Raw genomic sequence first — 19,510 nt, 5'->3', positions numbered from 1 at the left:
TCATGCCTACACTGGAATTAAAAAATGTTTCTTACGCCTACGAAAAGAGTAAGGCGGTTTTGCAGAATGTTAGCGCAGAGTTAGAAACCGGGAAGATGTATGCCATCCTCGGCCCGTCCGGGTCGGGCAAGACCACGCTGCTGTCCCTATTGGGCGGGCTGGATGTGCCAACGCAGGGAAGCGTTTTGTTTGACGGTGAGGACATTACGACAAAGGGCCTGGAACACCACCGCAGGAACCATATCTCGCTGATTTTCCAAAGCTATAATCTGATCGACTACATGACGCCCATCGAGAATGTACGGCTTACCGCCAAGCTGGACGCCGCCCCCATTCTGGAACGGCTGGGGCTGGAGCAAGACGAGATTGCCCGGAACGTGCTGAAACTGTCCGGCGGACAGCAACAGCGGGTGGCGATTGCGCGGGCACTGGCCTCCGATGCCCCGGTCATTCTGGCGGACGAGCCGACCGGGAACCTGGACGCCGACACCGCCGAGGAGATCACAGCGATTTTGAAAGAGAGCGCCCATGCGTTCGGGAAGTGCGTGGTGGTCGTCACGCACGACCGCGAGGTGGCAAGGCAGGCGGATGTGGTGTTGGAAATCAAACGAGGACATTTGAAAGAGAGGGAAGTGTGATGAAGAAAATTGCTATTATTTTGGCGTGTATGCTGGCCTGCTTTTCGCTGTTCACCGGCTGTACAAATCAGAAAGACGGCGGCGATCAGGACACGAATTTGGGGAACTCCGTGGAAATTGATGATACGGATATTGAAATCGACACTGAACCGGGGTTGGACACCGAGGGCAATTCCGACGATGTAACTTTACCTGATGGCTTTACTTACAGCTTCCGCGACCCGGATAATGCAGACGGCATTGTAGTCACACCGAGGAAGTAAAAAAATTCCCGTTTCACACAGGTTCCATATTGGCTTTATATAGGTTCCACATGGCGGCGGTACTTTGGTAAAAAGTGCCGCCGCTGTGATTTTGGCGGCTTTGGGAGGTAGCCGCTATGTGGGTATTACACTGTAGACAACTAGGAAAGCAGTTGTCAAAAAAAGTCCGTCCCCTGCATGGGGGAATTGCGGCTATGAAGTTATACTATACGATGCAGATATAGCAAACTATACAGTGCAAACCGCCCGGTGGGTCTGTGACCTGCCGGGCGGTTTTTGTCGTTTCCAGTGGCCCGGAAAATTTTCTTCACTTTTTTCTCTGCGGAAAGCGGTTTTGCGCGCAAAACCTGTGCCGCTGAACGCTCTGTTAGCGGAAAGGGAAAGTACCACCACCATCCCCAAACGAAAGGGGGTGAGAAGATGGACACCAACCCCCGTGACTATGGCGAACGGCGCAAGTTTGACGCCTTTTGCAAGACCGTGTTGAAGCATGAGGCAATCGACTACATCCGGGAAATGAAGCGGCGGGCCAGCCGGGAAACGTCCTTGGAGCGTCTGCCCCAAACGGCGATGGACAAGCTGTGTTCGACTGACGACTATCCCAGCGACAACTATGTGTTCTCTTACTGTGGCTGCGACCTGTCGATCAGAAGCCAACAAGTGGCCGACGCCTTTGCCAGTCTGCCGGAGCAGGAGCAAAGCATTTTGATTTTGCGCCTGGTTCTGGACTTGACAGACAGCGAGATTGGCAAGGCCTTGGGACTGTCCCGGAGTGCCGTCCAGCGGCGCAGAACAAAATCGCTGAACGTCCTGCGGACGAAGCTGACAGCGAGGAAAGGAGGTTAGCACCATGAAGCGCCGGAACTACAAGGGCCGTGAATTGCTGCCGTTGGCGGTGAGCGATGCGGCCCGCGCCGGGGATGCCGATGCTGTGGAACAGGTCTTGCGGTATTACGAGGGCTACATAAACAAGCTCTGTACCCGGACGGTCTACGACGAAAACGGCTGTCCCCACGCCTGCCTGGATGAGTACATGAAAAGCCGTCTGGAAAACAAGCTCATCCGCGCCATTCTCGGCGTGAACTGATAATCGGCCCCAGCGGGAGGAACAGCTTACCCTTTCCCTGTTCCTCCTGCCTGCGGGCCTTGTCCTGCGTTTTGGAAAGGGGGAACACCTTTGCCGAAAAATCAGCGTGAAGTCACCACGACAAAACATCAAATCGGCAAAACAACTTATTTTGTCTGCGCCTCACCCAGCGACCAAGCCACGGACAGCCTGGACAGGAAAATCCGAAAACTTATCAAAAAGGACATGGAACAAAGCAAAATATTTGACAAACAGTGAATTTTTGAGCTGACACGGGCGGCGGTCTATGGTAAAATGGCATCAGTACATAACCATGCTTGCCTGCCGCCGGAAAGGAGGACTACCATGTTGCAGGCAGGCAAAATCACCGCCCTCTATTGCAGGTTGAGCCAAGAGGATATGCAGGCTGGGGAGAGCGAGAGTATCCAAAATCAAAAGCTGATTTTACAACGGTACGCTGATGAACATTTTTTCCTGAACACCCGCTTTTTTATTGATGATGGATTTTCCGGGGTCAGCTTCGAGCGTGAGGGGCTTCAAGCCATGCTCCGTGAAGTTGAGGCCGGAAATGTGGCGACGGTCATTACCAAGGACTTATCCCGCCTGGGCCGAAATTATCTGAAAACCGGGGAACTTATCGAAATCGTTTTCCCGGAGTACGATGTGCGCTACATCGCTATCAATGACGGTGTGGACACAGCGCGAGAGGACAACGAATTTACCCCTCTGAGGAATTGGTTCAATGAGTTTTACGCCCGCGACACATCCAAGAAAATCCGGGCTGTCAAACAGGCCAAGGCCCAGCGGGGAGAGCGTGTCAATGGAGAAGTACCGTATGGCTATCTGGCAGACCCGGATGACCGCAATCATCTTATTCCCGACCCGGAAACGGCCCATATTGTCAAGCAGATTTTCGCCATGTATGTGCGGGGCGACCGCATGTGCGAAATCCAAAACTGGCTGCGGGATAATGAGATTTTGACGGTGGGAGAATTGCGCTACCGGCGTACTGGCAGCACTCGTCACCCCCGCCCCCAACTGAACGCCTGGTACAACTGGCCGGATAAGACGCTGTATGACATCCTCACTCGACAGGAGTATTTGGGACATACCATCACAGCGAAAACCTGCAAGGTGTCTTATAAATCCAAAAAGACACGGAAAAACCCGGAGGACAAGCGGTATTTCTTTCCCAACACTCACGAACCGTTGGTTGACGAGGAAACCTTTGCCCTTGCCCAAAAGCGTATCGCCACCCGACACCGGCCCACAAAATCGGAGGAAATCGACCTGTTTTCGGGGTTGCTGTTCTGCGGGGACTGCGGCTACAAAATGTATCTTCAAAAGGGCGCCGGAACCCTGGAACGAAAGCACGCTTACACCTGTGGCAACTACCGCAACCGGGCCAGAAACGACTTTCTCTGCACAACGCACTACATCCGTAAAAGCGTTTTGAAAGAACTTGTCCTTGCCGATTTACAGCGGGTTTTGGTCTATGTGAAAGAGCATGAGCAGGAGTTTGTTCGTACCGCCGCCGAGTGTGGGGAGCAGGCCGCGAAAAAGGCCCTTGCCCAGAAGCGGAAAGAACTGGGCAAGGCAGAACGCCGGATGGATGAACTTAATCTGTTGTTCCGCAAACTTTACGAGGACATGGCCTTGGGCCGCTTGTCAAGTGAGCAGTTTGCGCTTCTGACCTCCGGCTATGAGGACGAGAAAGCGGCGATGGCGAAACGGACGGCGGAACTGCGGAAAGAGATTGACAGCGCCGCCGAGCGTGGGGCGGATGTGAAGCGGTTTGTCGCTCTGGTATGCCGGTACTCGGAGATCAGCGAGCTGACCTATGAAAGCGTCCATGAATTTATCGACCGCATTTTAGTCCATGAGCTGGACAGGGAAACGAACACCCGGAAAATCGAGATTTTTTACAGCTTCGTGGGTAAGGTAGACAGCGGCGATGAACCTACGGAAAGTACGTCTTATTTCCGGCAAATTGGTGCTGATGTCAAGAGTTTTGCCGTCTGATAATACAAAATGCTGGGGTAAGACAGCGCACCATCTTTTATGGTTACGCTATCTTACCCCAGCAAAGTTGCCGCCCGACCATCCGTCATCGGTGTAATGGACGATATTGGAGAAGCTATGCTGGGCGGCGTAGCCCTCCAGGTACTTTTTCTGATTTACGATCGAATTACTGTCCCCAGCGGATTCATCGTCACGAGAGAGCCTCTCGTATAAAGCCGTTATCTTTTCCTCAGTCTGTCTTGCGCTCATGACGCGCTCCTTTCAGACTGACGGCTCATTTGTGGTGCATCCATTGTACCACGTTCCCCGCCATTTTGCAGCCCCTCATTTCGGATCATCCGCAAAATTTTTTCTTCCATCGTCTCGCCGCCGTTGTCGGAAAAGACCACCTTCACCTTGTAGGTGGTGGAGCCGATGCGCCGGATCATATACCGGCAGTTTTGGCTTTCGTTGTTTTTCGTCATGGTGTCCTTTCTCATATCATTGAAACTCAAAAACAGAAATTTCTGATATGGGAAGCCGTTTCCCCGAAGCAGTTCCTGACAGGCAAATCCCTTTGTTGGTGCTGTGCCGTTGTGTCTCACCCTCGGTACGCTCGCTTTCGGTCATGGCATACTTCACCGGCGTGATAGCTGCTTGGACGGTCGTTCAGTTGTCAATCACACCACCTTTCTGCTTCTGGATTTTTGGTTATGTATGAGAAAGGAAAAGCAGATACAAAAAACCGCCCACGGATTTTTCCGCAGTCGGTTATGTATCTGCCAAATGAAATATGTGTACTATATAGACATCAAATATTCAGTTTAAATATGAACTCATTATAATCCAAACATTTGTTCTTGTCAAGCCCTGCCGAAGAAAATTTTTGAGGGAGGCGGCGAATAGGCGGTCAGCGATGGTACAAATGCAAAGGAAAAACTCCCGCAAGGTTCCGCCCATAGAGGGAGCCTTGCGGAAGCCTGTACACTCTTGCGCTGGTGCAAATGCCGGGTGAAAGTCATGTATAAATCAGTTCTCGCTTGATACTTTCCTCGGCGCGGTTTACAATGCTATTCATGGCCTTGACCCATTCCCACTGTGATCGGCGCTTCAAGTCCTCAGTCACGCCCTCGGCGGCCATCTGCCTGATGATGAGCCGATAGCGATCCTGCGCCTGCTCGTCCAGGTCGGCAAGGTAGTTGTGCAGCTTGCCTGTCAAAATCAGGTGGTTGAGCAGAAGCGGATTCGTTTCCTCCAGATACGCCCGGTGCATCCGCCCCCACTTCCCGATGGGGCGGTCATCGTCCTCCGGCAGTCCAATAGCCGGGATGTAGTAGTCCCCGGCAAGGACATAATCAAGGCCGGTTGCCTCGTCATGGATGCTCAGTTTCAATTCCTCCATAGCGTTCCTCCGTCATTTCAAAAGTTTTCGGTAGCGGCTACCAATAATGCGATATGGGCTTTATCTCCTTTCCTACAACCGCAAGTCCTATTCACCACAAATGAGCCGCAGTCATATGTATTTGGTGGCAGAAACCACCCTCTACATATTAACTCTCAAAAGGCGATTTTAAGTAAATACGCAAAAGAAAACCAATTCTCAAACACCACGTTTTTCGTGGACGACGGGTATTCTGGAACAAACTTCAACCGTCCGAGTTGGAGCGAACTTCTGGAACGAATTGAAAACGGAGAAGTGGCAACGCTGATTGTCAAGGATATGTCGCGGCTTGGTCGTGATTATCTGAAAGTAGGATTTTATACCGAAGTCCTGTTTGTGGAAAAGGGTGTTCGGTTTATCGCTATCAACAACGGCATAGACAGCGCAAACCAACAGGACAGCGACTTTACCCCCTTTTTGAATATCATCAATGAATGGTACGCAAAGGATACAAGCAAGAAAATCCGCGCTGTGATGAAGTCAAAGGGAGAAGCAGGAGAACACCTCTGCACAAATCCGCCCTATGGCTACATGAAAGACCCGGACAACAGGAAACGGTGGATTGTGGACGGAGAAGCTGCCGAAGTAGTCAAGCGGATATTCGCTCTTTGTCTGGACGGTTACGGGCCGTCGCAGATTGCCCGTATTCTGAAAGAAGATAAAGTCATAACGCCAACAACCTATTTTCAGCAGACAGGCAGGGCAACGAGGAACGCGCCGCCGGACAATCTTTATGATTGGGATAACAAGACAGTATCAGGCATTTTGGAGCGTCCAGAATATCAAGGGCATACGGTAAACTTCAAGACTTATAAACAGTCCTACAAGAGCAAGAAAACCTGTTACAATCCAGAGGAAAAATGGCTTGTGTTTGAGAATACCCACGAAGCAATCATTGACGCCGACACTTGGGCGCGGGTGCAGGAATTACGGAAGAACAAACGCCGCCCGACGAGGACAGGAAAGACAAATATGTTCTCCGGCATTGTGCGTTGTGCCGATTGCGGCGAAAAGCTGTATTACTGCACAAGCAAGAATTTTGAAGCAAGACAAGACCATTTTGTCTGCTCTACTTCAAGGCTTAAAGGGAAAGATGTTTGCCCTACTCATTTTATCCGCGCCGTTGTCTTGGAACAGGGCGTACTCGCCCACATGAGATTGACGATTGCCTGTGTCGCAAACCATGAAGAACAATTCCGAAAAGCTATGGGTGCGAAGCAGAAAGCCGAAGCGAAAAAAGAACTGGCAGCGAAGCGGCGGCAACTGACGCAAGCAGAACGGCGGATAGAGGAACTTGACCGATTATTCAAGCGTATTTATGAGGACAACGCCAATGGGAAACTATCTGACAGCAGATTTCAAATGCTCTCCGACGATTACGAACAGGAGCAGGAAGAACTGCGGGAAAAGCTGTTGCGATTGAACGAAGAAATTAACGAACAGGAAGAACAAACAGAGAACATTGACAGGTTTATCAGCAAAGTACGGAAATATCTTGACTTGGACGAATTAACGCCCTCTGTCTTAAACGACATGGTAAAGGCGGTGCACGTTCACGCGCCGGATAAGTCAAAGGGGCATAGGGAACAGCAGATTGACATTTCTTATGACCTTGTGGGAATACTCCCCGCGTCTTTACTGAATGACCTGCAAAATGGAGAAACGGCATAGTCCGCAAGCTACGCCGTTTCCCGAAAACATTTCCAATACTGTCTTATGAGTGCTGCCCCAAGGGCCAGCCTTTTTAAAAGTTCCAGCAGCAAGATCCCTTTGGCAACCTGCCGGGAATACACATGCAGTTCGTCCGGCTGGTTTGCGCAGGAGGCCCGCAATGTAACATTGCAATCCGTTCCCATCTGTTCCGCCCACCTTTCTAATCACACGTAGAATTGCCCGATTCCCAGTTCCTCCATGCGCTCTTTTGATGGTTTTCCGCTGTCTGGATCAAAACCATATCCGGCAAAATAATGACGGCGTATCTCGTAAAAATCAACCGTGTTCCGCTTCCCGGCGAGGGCGCCCTCGAAAATAGGCTTTTCCACCAGTCTGGGAGGGAACTGTATCTTGTCGAACGTGAGTCCTTCCCGCAGGGAGAACATCTGCCGCAGAGTGTGGGTACGTTCACCTGCATCCAGGAAATCCTGCGCTGTGAAGTCATCCCACCCGGCAAAGCCCTGGATAATGGAGATGACGTCGAGATGAGAGGAAGCCCCCAGGGTATACGCGCAGAATCCACAGGAGGAAAAAGCGCTGTAATACTTGGAACCCCGGGCATAGAGCCGCCCCAAGGCATCCATATCCCCCTCGGGTACATCGAACGGCTGGAACTCCGGATATGGTCCCAAAGGCATCTTCAACTGTAAAAGCTGCCCGCCGCTGCACCGCTCATGACGGGCGGGAGTCGGGTCGGAAATATAGGTAACTCCGCGGGAGGGCGCTTCATAGCGGAAGTCGTGGAACGCAGGTTCTTGCCCCCCGATATGCACGCCATATTTTTCGCTTCCGCGGCCGATTCGTTCCACAGCGCGTTTGACGCCGTCCGCCAGCACCTCTCCGCCGAAACCTTCCCTTTCGCAGATTTGCCGGGTAAGCTCAATAATCCCTTTGGGCTCCCCCCAACGCAGTTCCAGCCCGCCGGTATCCTCCAGGGTCAGAATTCCGTTTTCGAAACACTCCACGGCGAAAGCCACCACATGGCCACAGGAAATGGTATCAACACCCGCCTTGTCACACAACTCCTGCGCTTTGAAGCAGGCCTCAATGTCATCGCACATGACAAAGGGGGCGAACGCCTGAATCGTCTCATATTCCGGGAGCCGGGCCTCTTCAACTTTAAACGGTCCATCCTTCACCTGAACCGTTCCTCCGCAGGCGATGGGGCAATACATGCAGCCATGCCGCTTGGTGCGGTATTTCAGGACGTTTTCCCCGTTGATCTTCTCATGCTGGGGATAGCTCTCCTCTCCCGCCAGCGACCAATTCTTGATTGGGCCAATTCCAGCCTGGATGCCGATGCTCATGAATCCACAGGAACCGTACTTTCGCATGACGTCAATGACAAAGCAATTGGTAGAGCGAATATAAGCCCGGAACTCATCGTTGCATTTTTCACCAACTCTGGATCATTGATCTCAATACGCTGGCTGCCTTTCGCCACAATCGCTTTCAAATTTTTAGAACCCATAACAGCGCCGACACCGGAACGGGCTGCCGCCCGGTCGTCAAACATAATGGCGGAAATCAACGTGCGGCGTTCTCCGGCCGGGCCGATACTTGCGCAGCAGAAACTCTCCAGTCCCAATTCCTCGCCCAGCCTGGTCTTGACGGCTACGGTGTCCGGACCGGCGAGATGTTCCCCGTCCCGGATTTCAATTTGTCCGTCGCCGACCTGTATGTAAGAGAGCGAAGGCGCCTTCCCGCGGATAACCAACGCGTCAAAGCCGCATTTTTTCAGCTCGTTTCCAAACCGGCCGCCCGCATTGGAATCCCCGAAGCCGCCGGTGATCGGCGATTTGGTCATGACCATGACGCGGGGGCTTGCCGGGGCGGCGGAACCGGTAAGGAAACCGGACGCGATGCAAAGGATATTGTCTTCCCCCAGCGGGTCGGCGCCGATGGGAACCATCTCGTTGACCAACCAGGCGCCAAGCCCTTCGCCGCCCAGCACTTTTTTATAGAATGCCTCGTCCCGAGATTCGACAGTGACCTGCCCCTTTGTGAGGTCTACAATGGCAATTTTTCCGCAATACCCATAACGCATGGGCTTCCTCCTTCCTGGCATCTGTGAAATGAAAACTCCACTTGGGATGAAAGGCGGCTTTGGCCGTCCAAAGCCGCCTTTCGAGGTGGTTGCATGAGAAATCAGACGTAATAACCGTCGGTAACAGGAGCCATCTGGCCCAGGAAAACGGTACGGTATTTAATGAACGGATACCGCACAACCTTGAAGCCGACCAGCTTGTCACGGTTCTTGTAAATATCGCCAATCACCGCCGCTGTATAATCCAGATGACGGTAGCTGTAAACCCTCCTGGGGATCGCGAGGCGTGTCAAATCTACCTCGGGCAGGCTGATAATAGCGCCGGTTTCTTCGTCGCGGGTGCTGAACGCCAGGTTGCCAAGCTCACTTGCACGGATACCGCCTTCAATGTACATGGCCGTGGTGATAGCCACGCCCGGATATTCCTCCGGTTTAATATGTGGGGCGAAGCTCTTGTTGTCAATCCAGACGCCGTGGCCGCCTACAGGAGTGGTGATGGGAACACCGTATTTCTGGAGCTGCTCACCCAGATAAAGGGCATGGTTGATGCGGTATTTCAGGTAGTCCTCGTCACTGCCTTCCATATAACCGATCGCAAGGGCTTCCAGATCGCGGCCAGCCATACCGCCGTACGTTGCGTAGCCTTCCCACATCAGGCAGATTGACTGCATCTTCTCATAGAGCTCGTCGTCATTGACGCCCACAAAGCCGCCGATATTGACCATACCGTCTTTTTTGGAGCTGACAACGCAGGCGTCTGTATAGGAGCAGATTTCCTTGATAATGGCCCGGACAGGGGTGTTCTCATAGCCAGGCTCACGCAGCTTGATCAAATAAGCGTTTTCACAGATGCGGGCCGCGTCCAGGACAACCTTCAAACCATACTTATCAGCGACGGCCTTGATCTGGCGCAGATTCTCCATGGAGACAGGCTGTCCACCAGCATTGTTACAGGTAACAGTGACCTCGATAAACGCTACATTCTCACGGCCTTCAGTCTCAATCAGATGCACCAGCTTATCGATGTCCACATTTCCCTTGAAGGGGCAGTCGCTTTGCAGCTTGACGCCCTCGTCAATGATCAGGTTGCGCATGACGCCGCCGGCATTTTTCACACGGTCAGGGGAGAAATGCATATTGTTGGGAACAAATTGGCCCGGTTTAATCATGGTTTGGAAGACAATCTTCTCTGCGCCGCGGCCCTGATGGGCGGGAAGGATGTGCTTGTATCCGAACAGCTCTTTCAGGGTGCTCTCCAGCTTAAACCAGCTTTTGGCGCTTCCGTAGGCTTCGTCGCCGATCATGATGCCGCCCCACTGGGCGTCGCTCATAGCGGTGGTGCCGCTGTCGGTCAGATAGTCGACAAAGATGTTTTCGGAATGAATTTTGAAGGTGTTGTATCCCGCTTCTCTGATGAAGCCGATGCGTTCTTCCCTCGAATAAATCTTCAACGGGGAAACCGAATGGATTTTAAAGGGTTCCGGTTGGATGCGCTCAAAGATTTCGTCTCTTGCCATAATAGATTCCTCCTGTTAAAATTTGATGTTGCGGATAATAAATGATTAATTATAATAATAATAATTTATTATCACAATAGGCAATAATTTATCGCATCATTGTGGGGAAAATTATTGATTATTATGGTAATAATTTATCATTACATCGCCGTTTTTAATATTCCGCTTTTTCAAAAGCGGAATATTAAAGAGATCGCCTGAAATTTTACCCATCAAGATAAATATCCAAGATAACGGTACACAGTAGCCTCTGACACATTAAGCTTGCGGGAAACCAGCCCTACAACTCCCTTTAATTGGAAAACGCCTTTGTTGTGGATGCGCTCGATCACCATAATCCGTTCCTCTGGAGTCATTCGGTCAGGGGAAACGTCGGATTCTGCCAGAACGCCGTCAATGATCGATTCCGCCAGCCCCTCAAAAGAACCAACATCGTAAGAAGCTGGAGGAGCTGGAGGGGCCGGCTCCGAGGGGGGAGCGGTCCCGAGAAGCCCTTCTAAAAGGCGAGACATTTCCCGGAGGCCTGGGAGAGGAATATTTACGCAGAGCAAACCCTTAATCGTGCCATCCTCTCCCATGATTAGAAGGTCTCCTGTTTTGAGATCTTTTTTCTCAAGGATTTTGGATTTCAATTCGGACAAATCTTCCGAGTCTTTGACAGATTCCTGGATTGCCCGCAGGGTAAAGTTGGAAATAGAGTCTCCAACCTGCCGGCCTGTGATCTGCCCATTGCGGATGGCTATGATGGTTTTCCCCGGCTTGGAGAAATCGTGCAGGGTAAACTCAATTCCATTGCCAAAGGTATTTGCCAGAAAATCTAACAGCGGGATAAAGTCTTCAATTCTTCCATTATAAATCATATGTTTCCTTTGCTAACTTATCGCCAACTTATTGACAAAAAATTATTGTTATGATAAATTTTTCATTATCGATATGTTTAGTATATAGAATTTCTGGGAAATGTCAAGTGATGTTTAGAAAAAACGGCAAATTTAACAAGATGAAGGGGGCGCTTTTGACACTCGTCCTAATGTTTCCGCGGATATAGAAGGATTCATTTCCAGAAGGGAGCGGCAGAGAAGATGGATGTACGATATGAGAAGAATCTGGGCCCTCTTGCTTTGGAGGAGATTGCGCTCTTATGGCGAAAGCGGGTTTGTGTGGTGGGGTGTGGCGGCCTGGGCGGATTCTGTATAGAGGAGCTTGCCCGGCTGGGTATAGGCGCTTTGACGGTGGTGGATGGCGACCGGTTTCAAGAGAGCAATCTAAACCGGCAGATTGGCTGCGCGGAGCGGACGCTTGGACAGTTTAAAGCGTCCTGGGCGGCTGGCCGGGTAACAGAAATCAATAAAAGCGTGCAGGCGCGGGCCTGGAATGTTTTTCTGACGGAAGAAAACGCAGGAGAATTGCTGGCGGGACACGACCTGATTCTGGATGCGCTGGACCGGCCGGAGCCTCGGGTCCTGCTGGAAAGGGAGGCGGGACGGCTGGGAATCCCGCTGGTGCATGGGGCTGTCGGCGGATGGGGCGGGCAGGTTACCAGTGTTTTCCCCGGGGATCGGGTGCTGGAACTGCTCTATGACGGGCTGAAGGAACCGGCTCCACAGAGTGGCGTCGTTGTAATGGCGGTGGCTGCCGTGGCCTCTCTTCAGACGGGCGAGGCCGCCCAAGTTCTGTTGGGACGGCCGGGACTGCGGGGAATCTTGCTGCGGATGAATTTATCCCGGCTGTCCTTCGAAAAGATACGGCTGTTCCGGGAGTAGCCCCTTTTGGGCAATGAAGAAAGGTTGTGGGAGCAATGAAACTGCTAAGGGTTGATGACCTGGAGAAAGCGCGGCAAAAGTTGTTGGATTGCGCCTTGAGCTGGGAAGCGCCAGTTGAGGAAATTGGATTGGAGAACGCCTGTGGGCGGATTCTGGCGCAAACCATCCTTGCCCGGGAGGAGCTTCCCGGATTTTACAGGTTCACAGTGGATGGCTACGCGGTAAAGGCGGCGGACACCTCCGGAGCAGGAGAGAGCATTCCCGCTTTTTTAAAAATGGCGGGCGATATTCAAATGGGACAGCCCTCAGAGGTTTCCCTGTCCGCGGGCCAGTGCGCTTATGTGCCCACTGGCGGTATGCTCCCGGAAGGAGCGGACGCTGTGGTCATGGTCGAATACAGTGAGCGCCTGGGGCAAGAGGTGGCGGTATACGCCCCCGCCGCGCCCGGCCAGGGCGTGGTACGGCCAGATGAGGATATCCGCCCCGGGGATGCCGTAGCATGCCGGGGCACCTGTCTTCGCCCCCAGGAGATCGGCGCGCTGGCGGCCGCCGGAATCTGTAGCGTCCCGGTATACAAGCCTTTCCGGGTAACGCTGATTTCAACGGGAGACGAACTGGTCGCCCCTGCGGATTCCCCAAAGCCGGGACAGGTACGGGATGTGAACCGCTATGCCCTGGCGGCGTTGGCCCGGCGAAACGGGTTCGCGGTTGTAAGGGCTGTTACTCTGCCGGACGTGGAACCCTTATTGGAGCAGACGGTCCGGCAGTCCCTTTTGGACAGCGACCTGATCGCGGTATCCGGAGGAAGCTCACAGGGGGAACAGGACAAGCCCCACGCCGTTTTAGACCGGGTGGGCGCCCCGGGCGTTTTTACCCATGGGCTGGCGCTAAAGCCGGGGAAACCCACTATTTTGGGCCTGGACAGCGCAAGCAATACTCTGCTGGCTGGGCTGCCGGGGCATCCGGTTTCGGCCATGATGGTGTTCGATTTGTTATTTTGCTGGCTGATACGCCGGAAAACAGGCCAGCTGGAGCCTCCGTGCTTTCCGGCAATGTTGACGGCTAATGTGCCTGCTTCCCCAGGAAAGACCACCTGTCAAATGGTAAAGCTGCGGCAGGCGGACGAAGGCCGGTATACGGAAAGTCCGGGCTGATTACCACCTTGACCCGGGCCGACGGATATCTGATGATTGAAAGGAATCGGGAGGGGCTGGCCGGGGGAACGCAAGTGCTTGTACATCCATTTTCAGGAGGGGATTTTTATGGCTAAACGAAATTTGTATCTCAACAGCCTCCCAGTAAAAGAGGCGCGGGAACGCTACATGGCGGCGCTGCGGGACACGTGCCGGCCCTCCTTTGAGGAGATTGCTGTTGTCCAGTCTCTGGGCCGCGTCACCCGGGCGGCGGTATACGCGAAATACTGTTCTCCCCTCTGCAACTCCGCGGCCATGGACAGCATCGCTGTGCGGGCCGCAGACACCACCGGAGCAGATGAGAACGCCCCCCTGCGTCTGAAGCTGGGGGAGGAATTCATCGTTGTGGACACCGGCGATCCTGTCCGCCCGCCGTTGGATGCGGTTATTATGGCGGAGGATGTTCAAGAGGCGGACAGCCAGACAGTTGTTATCCGGGCGGCGGCGTCTCCCTGGCAGCATGTCCGGCCGGTGGGAGAGGATATCGTAGCGGGCGAGATGCTGCTGGGAAGCCGCCACCAAATTCGTCCGGTAGATATAGGCGTACTGCTCTCCGGCGGGATTACCTCCGTGGAGGTCTACGCAGCGCCCAGGGTAGCGATCTTACCCACCGGCACAGAGCTCATTGAGCCGGACCAAGTTCCCAAGGAGGGGGATATTCTGGAGTCAAATACCAGAATGTTCGAGGGGCTGGTACAGGAGGGCGGCGGCATCGGAGAGCGGTTTGCCCCCATTCCGGACGACTATGCCCTTTTAAAAGAACGGGTTTCCCAGGCGGTGGAGGACTATGACATGGTACTGATCAATGCTGGTTCCAGCGCCGGTACAGAGGATTACACCGCGCATGTGCTGCGGGAACTGGGAGACGTTGTGGTACATGGCGTGGCCATGAAGCCGGGCAAACCGGTCATCCTGGCGGTGATCCAGGGAAAGCCAGTCATTGGACTGCCGGGGTATCCGGTATCCGCGTATCTGGCGTTTAAGAATTTTGCGGCGCCGGTTTTGGAATGTCTTTCCGGCAGACAAACCAGCGGCGGAGAGCGGGTATCCGCCGTATTGACCAGGCAGTTGGTCTCTTCCCTGAAATATCGGGAGTATGTTCGGGTTAAAGTCGGTGAGGTGGACGGACGCCTGGTGGCAGCCCCGCTGGCCCGGGGCGCCGGGGCTGCGATGAGTCTGGTGCGGGCGGACGGCTTCTGTGTCATTGAACAGGACAGTGAAGGCGCGCAGGCTGGAGAAACTGTGCCGGTCGAGCTGTTTCGCTCCCGGGCGCAGATTGAGGGGACGTTGGTATCCATTGGCAGCCATGATTTGATTCTGGATGTCATCGCGGATCTGATGCCCGTCCGGCATCCGGGATATTACCTATCCAGCAGCCATGTGGGCAGCATGGCTGGCCTGATGAGCCTTTCCCGGGAAGAAGCCCACATGGCCCCCATTCATTTGCTGGAGGAGTCGAATGGAGAGTATAATGTTCCCTATTTGCGGAGGATCTCTGCAAAAGAGCCGATGGCGCTCATAAAAGGGGTTGGCCGTATACAGGGGCTGATGGTGGCAAAGGGCAACCCGAAGAAAATTCAATCGATCCAGGACTTGACCCGCTTCCGGTATGTAAACCGGCAACGAGGGGCTGGCACGCGCATTTTGCTGGACTATCTGCTGAAAAAAGAAAATATCTCTCCCATGGAGATTGAGGGTTATACCCGGGAGGCCGCCACACATATGGCCGTAGCAGCAGCTGTGGCCGACGGAGGAGCGGACGCGGGAATGGGGGTTTTCTCAGCGGCGCGCGCGATGGGGCTGGATTTTATTCCAATCGGAGAGGAAGAATATGATTTCGCTCTCCCGAAAAAATTCCTGGAGCTTCCCCAGATCAAAGCCTTTTTGGAGACGCTCACGTCGCCTGAGCTGTCGCAAAAACTTGAGGAGCTGGGCGGATATTCCAGCGGCCGGTTGGGCGAGATCATCATTCTCTGAGAAAACTGGGAATTTGAATGTGCCTAAAGCGCCTTGAAATACAGCGCAAAAAAGCTGTGAAGCAATTGCTTCACAGCTTTTTTCTTTTACAACAAAAAGCCGGACGAACCCTTGAACCATCTTCATCGAAAATAACATCCAAACATCAATGCAGCTGGTTTTCAATTGACCAGCGACGGCGTACAGCATGGGCGAAACGGGAAAGCTCGGTCAGGGAAGAGATAAAATAGCGAGTTTCTGTGGGATGTCAGACGGATGGCTTGACAAAATAATTGATCTGTATTATACTTATAAGGTATACTTTTTGCTGCGGCGGGTGGCTGCGGCGGATTGAAGGGGCGAAAACATGTATATTACGCTTGAGGCGGATTATGCCGTGCGCATTGTGGACTGCCTGGCGCAGCATCAGGTGCGCATGGACGCAAAAAGCCTTTCCGCGGCAACAGGGGTGACGTTACGGTTCGCTTTGAAAATTTTGCGCAAGCTTGTCGCGGAGGGGATTGTACGCTCCTATAAGGGCACGCAGGGCGGCTATGAGCTGGCGCGCCCAGCTGGAGAGATTGCTCTTGGCGAGGTGATCGAGATTGTCGAAGGTCCGATCGTAATCAGCCGTTGTGTCGGCGATGATACCTTTCAGTGCTCGCGTGTGGAAAAATGCGCCTGCCGCTTTAATAAGACGTATACAGAGATTGCGCAGCTTGTGCGTGAGCGCCTGTATGCGGTCAATTTTGAACCATGAGCGCCGCTCTGCTGGCTGGTCTGCTGATGGGAATAGCGTGGGCGCTGATCGATGTATGGCTGCTGCGGCGTGCGATTAAAAAGGCGTGTTCAGTTCCCGAGCAGGCGCAGCATTTGATGGCGGTGACGCTCACAGCACGCTATCTGTTGACCTTCGCCGTACTGGCTGTTGCGCTGTTGATCCCAGGTGTGGACGCGTTGGGAGTCGTGATCTCATTGATTGTACAAAAGGTCGCTGTCGCCGTTATGGCGCTGCGGCAGAAATGAAGAAGCTGACCTGGACTTTCCGCTCTTGAGGCGGATTTGGAACACCGCATTGGTGAAAGGATGTATACAAGATGACGGAATGGGAAAAGATGTTGTCCGGCGCGCTTTACAATGCTGGCGATAAAGAGCTGGCGGAGGCGCGTATGCGTGCGCGCAGGCTTTGCAGACAGTATAATGAATTGCCGCCGGACGCGGAGGAAGCGCGCGACCGCGTGCGTATGGAGCTGCTTGGCGGATATAAGCAGTATGCATATATGGAGCCGCCGGTGTGGTTCGATTATGGCTGTCACCTTTTTGTCGGAGAGAATTTTTATGCCAACTATAATCTGACTGTGCTCGATTGCGCGCATGTGACCATTGGCGACAATGTGATGCTCGGCCCGAATGTTTCTATTTATACAGCGACGCATCCGCTTGATGCGCGGGAACGTGCGTCCGGACTTGAAATGGCGCGCCCCATCACAATTGGCAACGACGTTTGGATTGGTGGAAATACAGTGATCAATCCGGGCGTGACAATCGGCGATGGAGCTGTAATTGGTTCGGGCAGCGTCGTAACGCGCGATATCCCTGCGGGTGTAATCGCAGTGGGAAACCCCTGCCATGTACTGCGCCCAATCACAGAAGCCGATCGCATAGGGATTATGTTATAAGCAATCGCCGCATGTAAAGATATGTTTCAATGAACGCCATCCCGAACCATCTCCGGTTCGTGCAAGCAAAAAGAATCCGCCGGTACCGGCGGATTCTTTTTTCAAACAAGCCCTGGTCCGGCCATGCACAGATGTGAAAGGTGTCTACAACAAAATATCTGAACCGTGCACGGATATAGAGGTATGAAAAAAACCGGCTATAATAACCGGCTTTTTTCAACAAAATTGGTGCGGTGGATGGGACTTGAACCCACACGCTCGCGCACACGCCCCTCAAACGTGCCTGTCTGCCTATTCCAGCACCACCGCATATTCATTTTTCCATTTATCCATAAAAGGATGGGGAAAGAAACCCTTGTCCAGATTTTGCACTCGGCAACCTCGACGAAGATTATCTTACCATAACGAGAGGAACATGTCAAGAAAAAAAGAAAAAAATATGGAAAATCTGTGTAAGGGCGTGATGACTTCAAGTATAATTGCTGTAAATCGCAACGATTGCAGAACAAATGAATGCATATGAATGCATATTTTCCATGAAAGCGGCGAATATACAGTGAAGAAACTGTGGAATGACCGGTGGAATTCTTGGGTGAAACTGTGGAAAGCCGCATAAAATGGGCGAATGGTATTGTGGAAAACTTGGTGGAAAGTGTTTATAACTGTTTGTATATCTAAAGGCGGGCAGCGATGCTCACAAAATTCAAACATTGTTTGCTTTACAAACACTGCGGAATCTGATAAAATGCAGAATTACAGGTAATGAATTTACGACCAATAGGAGCATGACGGGATGTATAAAGAAAAGCCGGTAAAAATCAACCGTGGGGACAATCCCCATCATTTTTTGACAGTGGTGATCCTGCTCGCTTTCGCTGTGGTCGTTTCGCTGGTGATTGCAATTGTATGGCAGAAAGTATCTGACAAGGATGCGGATTTGAGCCGGTATCAAACGCTGTCGTCGGTCGTCAGCGGGACACAACAGGCAGAGTCCGAAGCAGAGCAGATGTATTCTTCTGCTGCAAAATCGTCGTCCTTGCCGGAGGAATCCGAACCGGAGGAGCAGAAATTACCCATATTTGACGGCGCGGTACCGGAATCGGAACGTGTAATGGGTGAATATTTTGACGACGCTGTATTTGTAGGCGATTCAATCACAGAAGGGATCATGCTCTATGGCGTGATGTCCAACACGACCGTATATGCTGGGACAGGCATCAATCTTCTGACCGTTTATTCTGCACAAACAGTCAAGCAGGAGGATGAGTCGCGTATCCCGATCATGGATGCGCTTGATACAAAGCAGTTTGCAAAGGTCTATGTCATGCTCGGAGGCAACGAAGCACGTGAAGATGTGGGTACATTTATTTCGCATTACAGCGAGGTAATCGACGATCTGAAAATGAAGCAGCCGCAGGCACTCATTTATATTCAATCGATTTTGCCGGTAACCAAAAATAACAACTATAACCTGGACAACACACATATCGATGCCTTCAATGAGGCGTTGCTCACGCTTTGCAAGGAAAAAGAGGTCTACTTTGTGAATGTAGCCGAATGCATGAAGGATGAAAATGGAATGCTGCCCGATGAAGCTTCGCCGGCTGACGGAATGCATTTTGGGCCGGATTATTATACAAAGTGGTTTGAATATTTAAAAACACATACAGTGGAGCAAGCCTAAATAATATTGACAAAGAGGGATGTATCAGATGATGAAAAAATGGATTGCAGTTGTGTTGGCGGCGGTCTGCGCCTTCTCCATGGCGGCCTGCGGCGGCAAGTCGGGCGGTAAGGAGCCGGCGGCGGCCGATGTTGTGCAGGCAGTCGCGCAGGGTTTGACATTCAAGGACACGATGATGACAGTTGATCAGGATGTATTCTATAATTTCTATGACATCGATGCTCAAAAGGTCGCGGATATTTCCATGTATACGAGCAGTTCACGTGCGACGGCCGAGGAGGTAACGGTCATTCGCATGAAGGACGCGGCTGATATCCAGCTTGCGCAGGATGCCATTGCCGCACGTATCGAGGATCAAAAGCGTTCTTATGAGAGTTATATGCCTGACGAGATGCCCAAAATCAACAATGCCGCTGTTTATACACATGGCAGCTATGCGATTCTGATTGTGGCGGATGATACATCGGGTGCGGAAAAAACCTTTGAAGCACAGTTTTAAAGAGTCCTGAACGAATTGGAGGGGGCGGC

22 protein-coding genes, 1 tRNA gene and 1 pseudogene are annotated in these 19,510 nt (G+C 52.4%); 16 read left to right on the top strand and 8 right to left on the bottom strand.

The window, feature by feature from the left end; genetic code table 11:
• Window positions 1-2 precede the first annotated feature (2 nt).
• From FMM72_RS09305 to FMM72_RS09280, 6 genes are all read left to right on the top strand, one after another.
• The gene (locus tag FMM72_RS09305) at window positions 3-638 is read left to right on the top strand and encodes an ABC transporter ATP-binding protein (RefSeq protein WP_162221254.1); all 636 of its coding nucleotides are present in this window, start codon (window positions 3-5) and stop codon (window positions 636-638) included.
• The gene (locus tag FMM72_RS09300; protein WP_162221253.1) at window positions 638-901 is read left to right on the top strand and encodes a hypothetical protein; all 264 of its coding nucleotides are present in this window, start codon (window positions 638-640) and stop codon (window positions 899-901) included. Before FMM72_RS09305 ends, FMM72_RS09300 begins: the two co-directional genes overlap by 1 nt.
• Window positions 902-1,321: 420 nt before the next feature.
• Window positions 1,322-1,747 (top strand): RNA polymerase sigma factor, encoded by a 426-nt coding sequence (locus FMM72_RS09295; RefSeq protein ID WP_162221252.1) that lies wholly within the window; start codon window positions 1,322-1,324, stop codon window positions 1,745-1,747.
• Window positions 1,748-1,751: 4 nt separating this feature from the next.
• On the top strand, window positions 1,752-1,988 hold the full coding sequence (locus FMM72_RS09290) for a helix-turn-helix domain-containing protein (RefSeq protein ID WP_162221251.1): 237 nt from the start codon (window positions 1,752-1,754) through the stop codon (window positions 1,986-1,988).
• 90 nt (window positions 1,989-2,078) lie between these two features.
• Complete coding sequence (locus FMM72_RS09285) at window positions 2,079-2,246, top strand: hypothetical protein (protein WP_162221250.1); 168 nt, start codon at window positions 2,079-2,081, stop codon at window positions 2,244-2,246.
• A gap of 87 nt (window positions 2,247-2,333) precedes the next feature.
• On the top strand, window positions 2,334-4,010 hold the full coding sequence (locus FMM72_RS09280; RefSeq protein WP_162221249.1) for a recombinase family protein: 1,677 nt from the start codon (window positions 2,334-2,336) through the stop codon (window positions 4,008-4,010).
• A 63-nt stretch (window positions 4,011-4,073) separates the two neighbouring features.
• Here FMM72_RS09280 and FMM72_RS17610 read toward each other — a convergent pair.
• From FMM72_RS17610 to FMM72_RS09270, 3 genes and pseudogenes are all read right to left on the bottom strand, one after another.
• Window positions 4,074-4,259: pseudogene (locus tag FMM72_RS17610) on the bottom strand (recombinase family protein); the annotation flags it as partial.
• Window positions 4,256-4,489, bottom strand: coding sequence for a transposon-encoded TnpW family protein (locus tag FMM72_RS09275; RefSeq protein ID WP_243157764.1), 234 nt, complete (start codon window positions 4,487-4,489; stop codon window positions 4,256-4,258). The gene FMM72_RS09275 and the pseudogene FMM72_RS17610, both read right to left, overlap by 4 nt.
• 518 nt (window positions 4,490-5,007) lie before the next feature.
• Window positions 5,008-5,391 carry a TnpV protein gene (locus FMM72_RS09270; protein WP_162221247.1) on the bottom strand — a complete coding sequence of 128 codons (384 nt, stop codon included), beginning with the start codon at window positions 5,389-5,391 and terminating at the stop codon, window positions 5,008-5,010.
• Between FMM72_RS09270 and FMM72_RS09265 the strand changes: the two genes are divergently transcribed.
• A complete protein-coding gene (locus FMM72_RS09265) occupies window positions 5,365-7,101 on the top strand; it encodes a recombinase family protein (RefSeq protein WP_162221246.1) in 1,737 nt (578 codons plus the stop codon). The genes FMM72_RS09270 and FMM72_RS09265 overlap by 27 nt on opposite strands.
• A 206-nt stretch (window positions 7,102-7,307) precedes the next feature.
• Here the strand turns inward: FMM72_RS09265 and FMM72_RS09260 are convergent, their stop codons facing one another.
• The 4 genes from FMM72_RS09260 to FMM72_RS09245 all read right to left on the bottom strand — a co-directional run bounded on the left by FMM72_RS09260 (window position 7,308) and on the right by FMM72_RS09245 (window position 11,567).
• Entirely contained in the window at window positions 7,308-8,450 is a 1,143-nt protein-coding gene (locus FMM72_RS09260) for an aldehyde ferredoxin oxidoreductase C-terminal domain-containing protein (protein ID WP_162221245.1), read from the bottom strand.
• Window positions 8,447-9,190, bottom strand: a complete 744-nt coding sequence (locus FMM72_RS09255) for an aldehyde ferredoxin oxidoreductase N-terminal domain-containing protein (RefSeq protein ID WP_160210414.1) — start codon at window positions 9,188-9,190, stop codon at window positions 8,447-8,449. Before FMM72_RS09255 ends, FMM72_RS09260 begins: the two co-directional genes overlap by 4 nt.
• Window positions 9,191-9,291: 101 nt before the next feature.
• The gene (locus FMM72_RS09250; RefSeq protein WP_160210415.1) at window positions 9,292-10,707 is read right to left on the bottom strand and encodes a tryptophanase; all 1,416 of its coding nucleotides are present in this window, start codon (window positions 10,705-10,707) and stop codon (window positions 9,292-9,294) included.
• 212 nt (window positions 10,708-10,919) lie between these two features.
• A complete protein-coding gene (locus tag FMM72_RS09245; RefSeq protein WP_162221244.1) occupies window positions 10,920-11,567 on the bottom strand; it encodes a helix-turn-helix transcriptional regulator in 648 nt (215 codons plus the stop codon).
• Window positions 11,568-11,789: 222 nt separating this feature from the next.
• Between FMM72_RS09245 and FMM72_RS09240 the strand changes: the two genes are divergently transcribed.
• The 7 genes from FMM72_RS09240 to FMM72_RS09215 all read left to right on the top strand — a co-directional run bounded on the left by FMM72_RS09240 (window position 11,790) and on the right by FMM72_RS09215 (window position 17,298).
• Window positions 11,790-12,470: a HesA/MoeB/ThiF family protein gene (locus FMM72_RS09240; protein WP_160210417.1), complete on the top strand. Its 681-nt coding sequence runs from the start codon at window positions 11,790-11,792 to the stop codon at window positions 12,468-12,470.
• 35 nt (window positions 12,471-12,505) lie between these two features.
• Entirely contained in the window at window positions 12,506-13,624 is a 1,119-nt protein-coding gene (locus FMM72_RS09235; protein ID WP_243157763.1) for a molybdopterin molybdotransferase MoeA, read from the top strand.
• 8 nt (window positions 13,625-13,632) lie between these two features.
• Window positions 13,633-13,740 carry a hypothetical protein gene (locus tag FMM72_RS17605; RefSeq protein WP_243157762.1) on the top strand — a complete coding sequence of 36 codons (108 nt, stop codon included), beginning with the start codon at window positions 13,633-13,635 and terminating at the stop codon, window positions 13,738-13,740.
• Window positions 13,733-15,640 carry a molybdopterin biosynthesis protein gene (locus tag FMM72_RS09230; protein ID WP_162221243.1) on the top strand — a complete coding sequence of 636 codons (1,908 nt, stop codon included), beginning with the start codon at window positions 13,733-13,735 and terminating at the stop codon, window positions 15,638-15,640. Before FMM72_RS17605 ends, FMM72_RS09230 begins: the two co-directional genes overlap by 8 nt.
• A 346-nt stretch (window positions 15,641-15,986) precedes the next feature.
• Window positions 15,987-16,379 carry an RrF2 family transcriptional regulator gene (locus FMM72_RS09225; protein WP_160210420.1) on the top strand — a complete coding sequence of 131 codons (393 nt, stop codon included), beginning with the start codon at window positions 15,987-15,989 and terminating at the stop codon, window positions 16,377-16,379.
• Complete coding sequence (locus FMM72_RS09220) at window positions 16,376-16,645, top strand: ATP synthase subunit I (protein WP_290881221.1); 270 nt, start codon at window positions 16,376-16,378, stop codon at window positions 16,643-16,645. Before FMM72_RS09225 ends, FMM72_RS09220 begins: the two co-directional genes overlap by 4 nt.
• Window positions 16,646-16,716: 71 nt before the next feature.
• Window positions 16,717-17,298 carry a sugar O-acetyltransferase gene (locus tag FMM72_RS09215; RefSeq protein WP_160210422.1) on the top strand — a complete coding sequence of 194 codons (582 nt, stop codon included), beginning with the start codon at window positions 16,717-16,719 and terminating at the stop codon, window positions 17,296-17,298.
• A 226-nt stretch (window positions 17,299-17,524) separates the two neighbouring features.
• On the opposite strand, the gene FMM72_RS09210 is transcribed toward FMM72_RS09215, so the two are convergent.
• Window positions 17,525-17,607, bottom strand: a tRNA-Leu gene (locus tag FMM72_RS09210).
• A gap of 484 nt (window positions 17,608-18,091) precedes the next feature.
• On the opposite strand from FMM72_RS09210, the gene FMM72_RS09205 reads away from it, so the two are divergent.
• Complete coding sequence (locus FMM72_RS09205) at window positions 18,092-18,982, top strand: GDSL-type esterase/lipase family protein (RefSeq protein ID WP_160209687.1); 891 nt, start codon at window positions 18,092-18,094, stop codon at window positions 18,980-18,982.
• Between the two features lie 28 nt (window positions 18,983-19,010).
• Window positions 19,011-19,481, top strand: a complete 471-nt coding sequence (locus FMM72_RS09200; protein WP_162221242.1) for a DUF4358 domain-containing protein — start codon at window positions 19,011-19,013, stop codon at window positions 19,479-19,481.
• Window positions 19,482-19,510 lie beyond the last annotated feature (29 nt).

Source organism: Anaerotruncus colihominis, assembly GCF_010206195.1.
Lineage (GTDB): Bacteria > Bacillota > Clostridia > Oscillospirales > Ruminococcaceae > Anaerotruncus > Anaerotruncus colihominis_A.
This window is presented reverse-complemented; position numbering and strand designations above follow the sequence as displayed.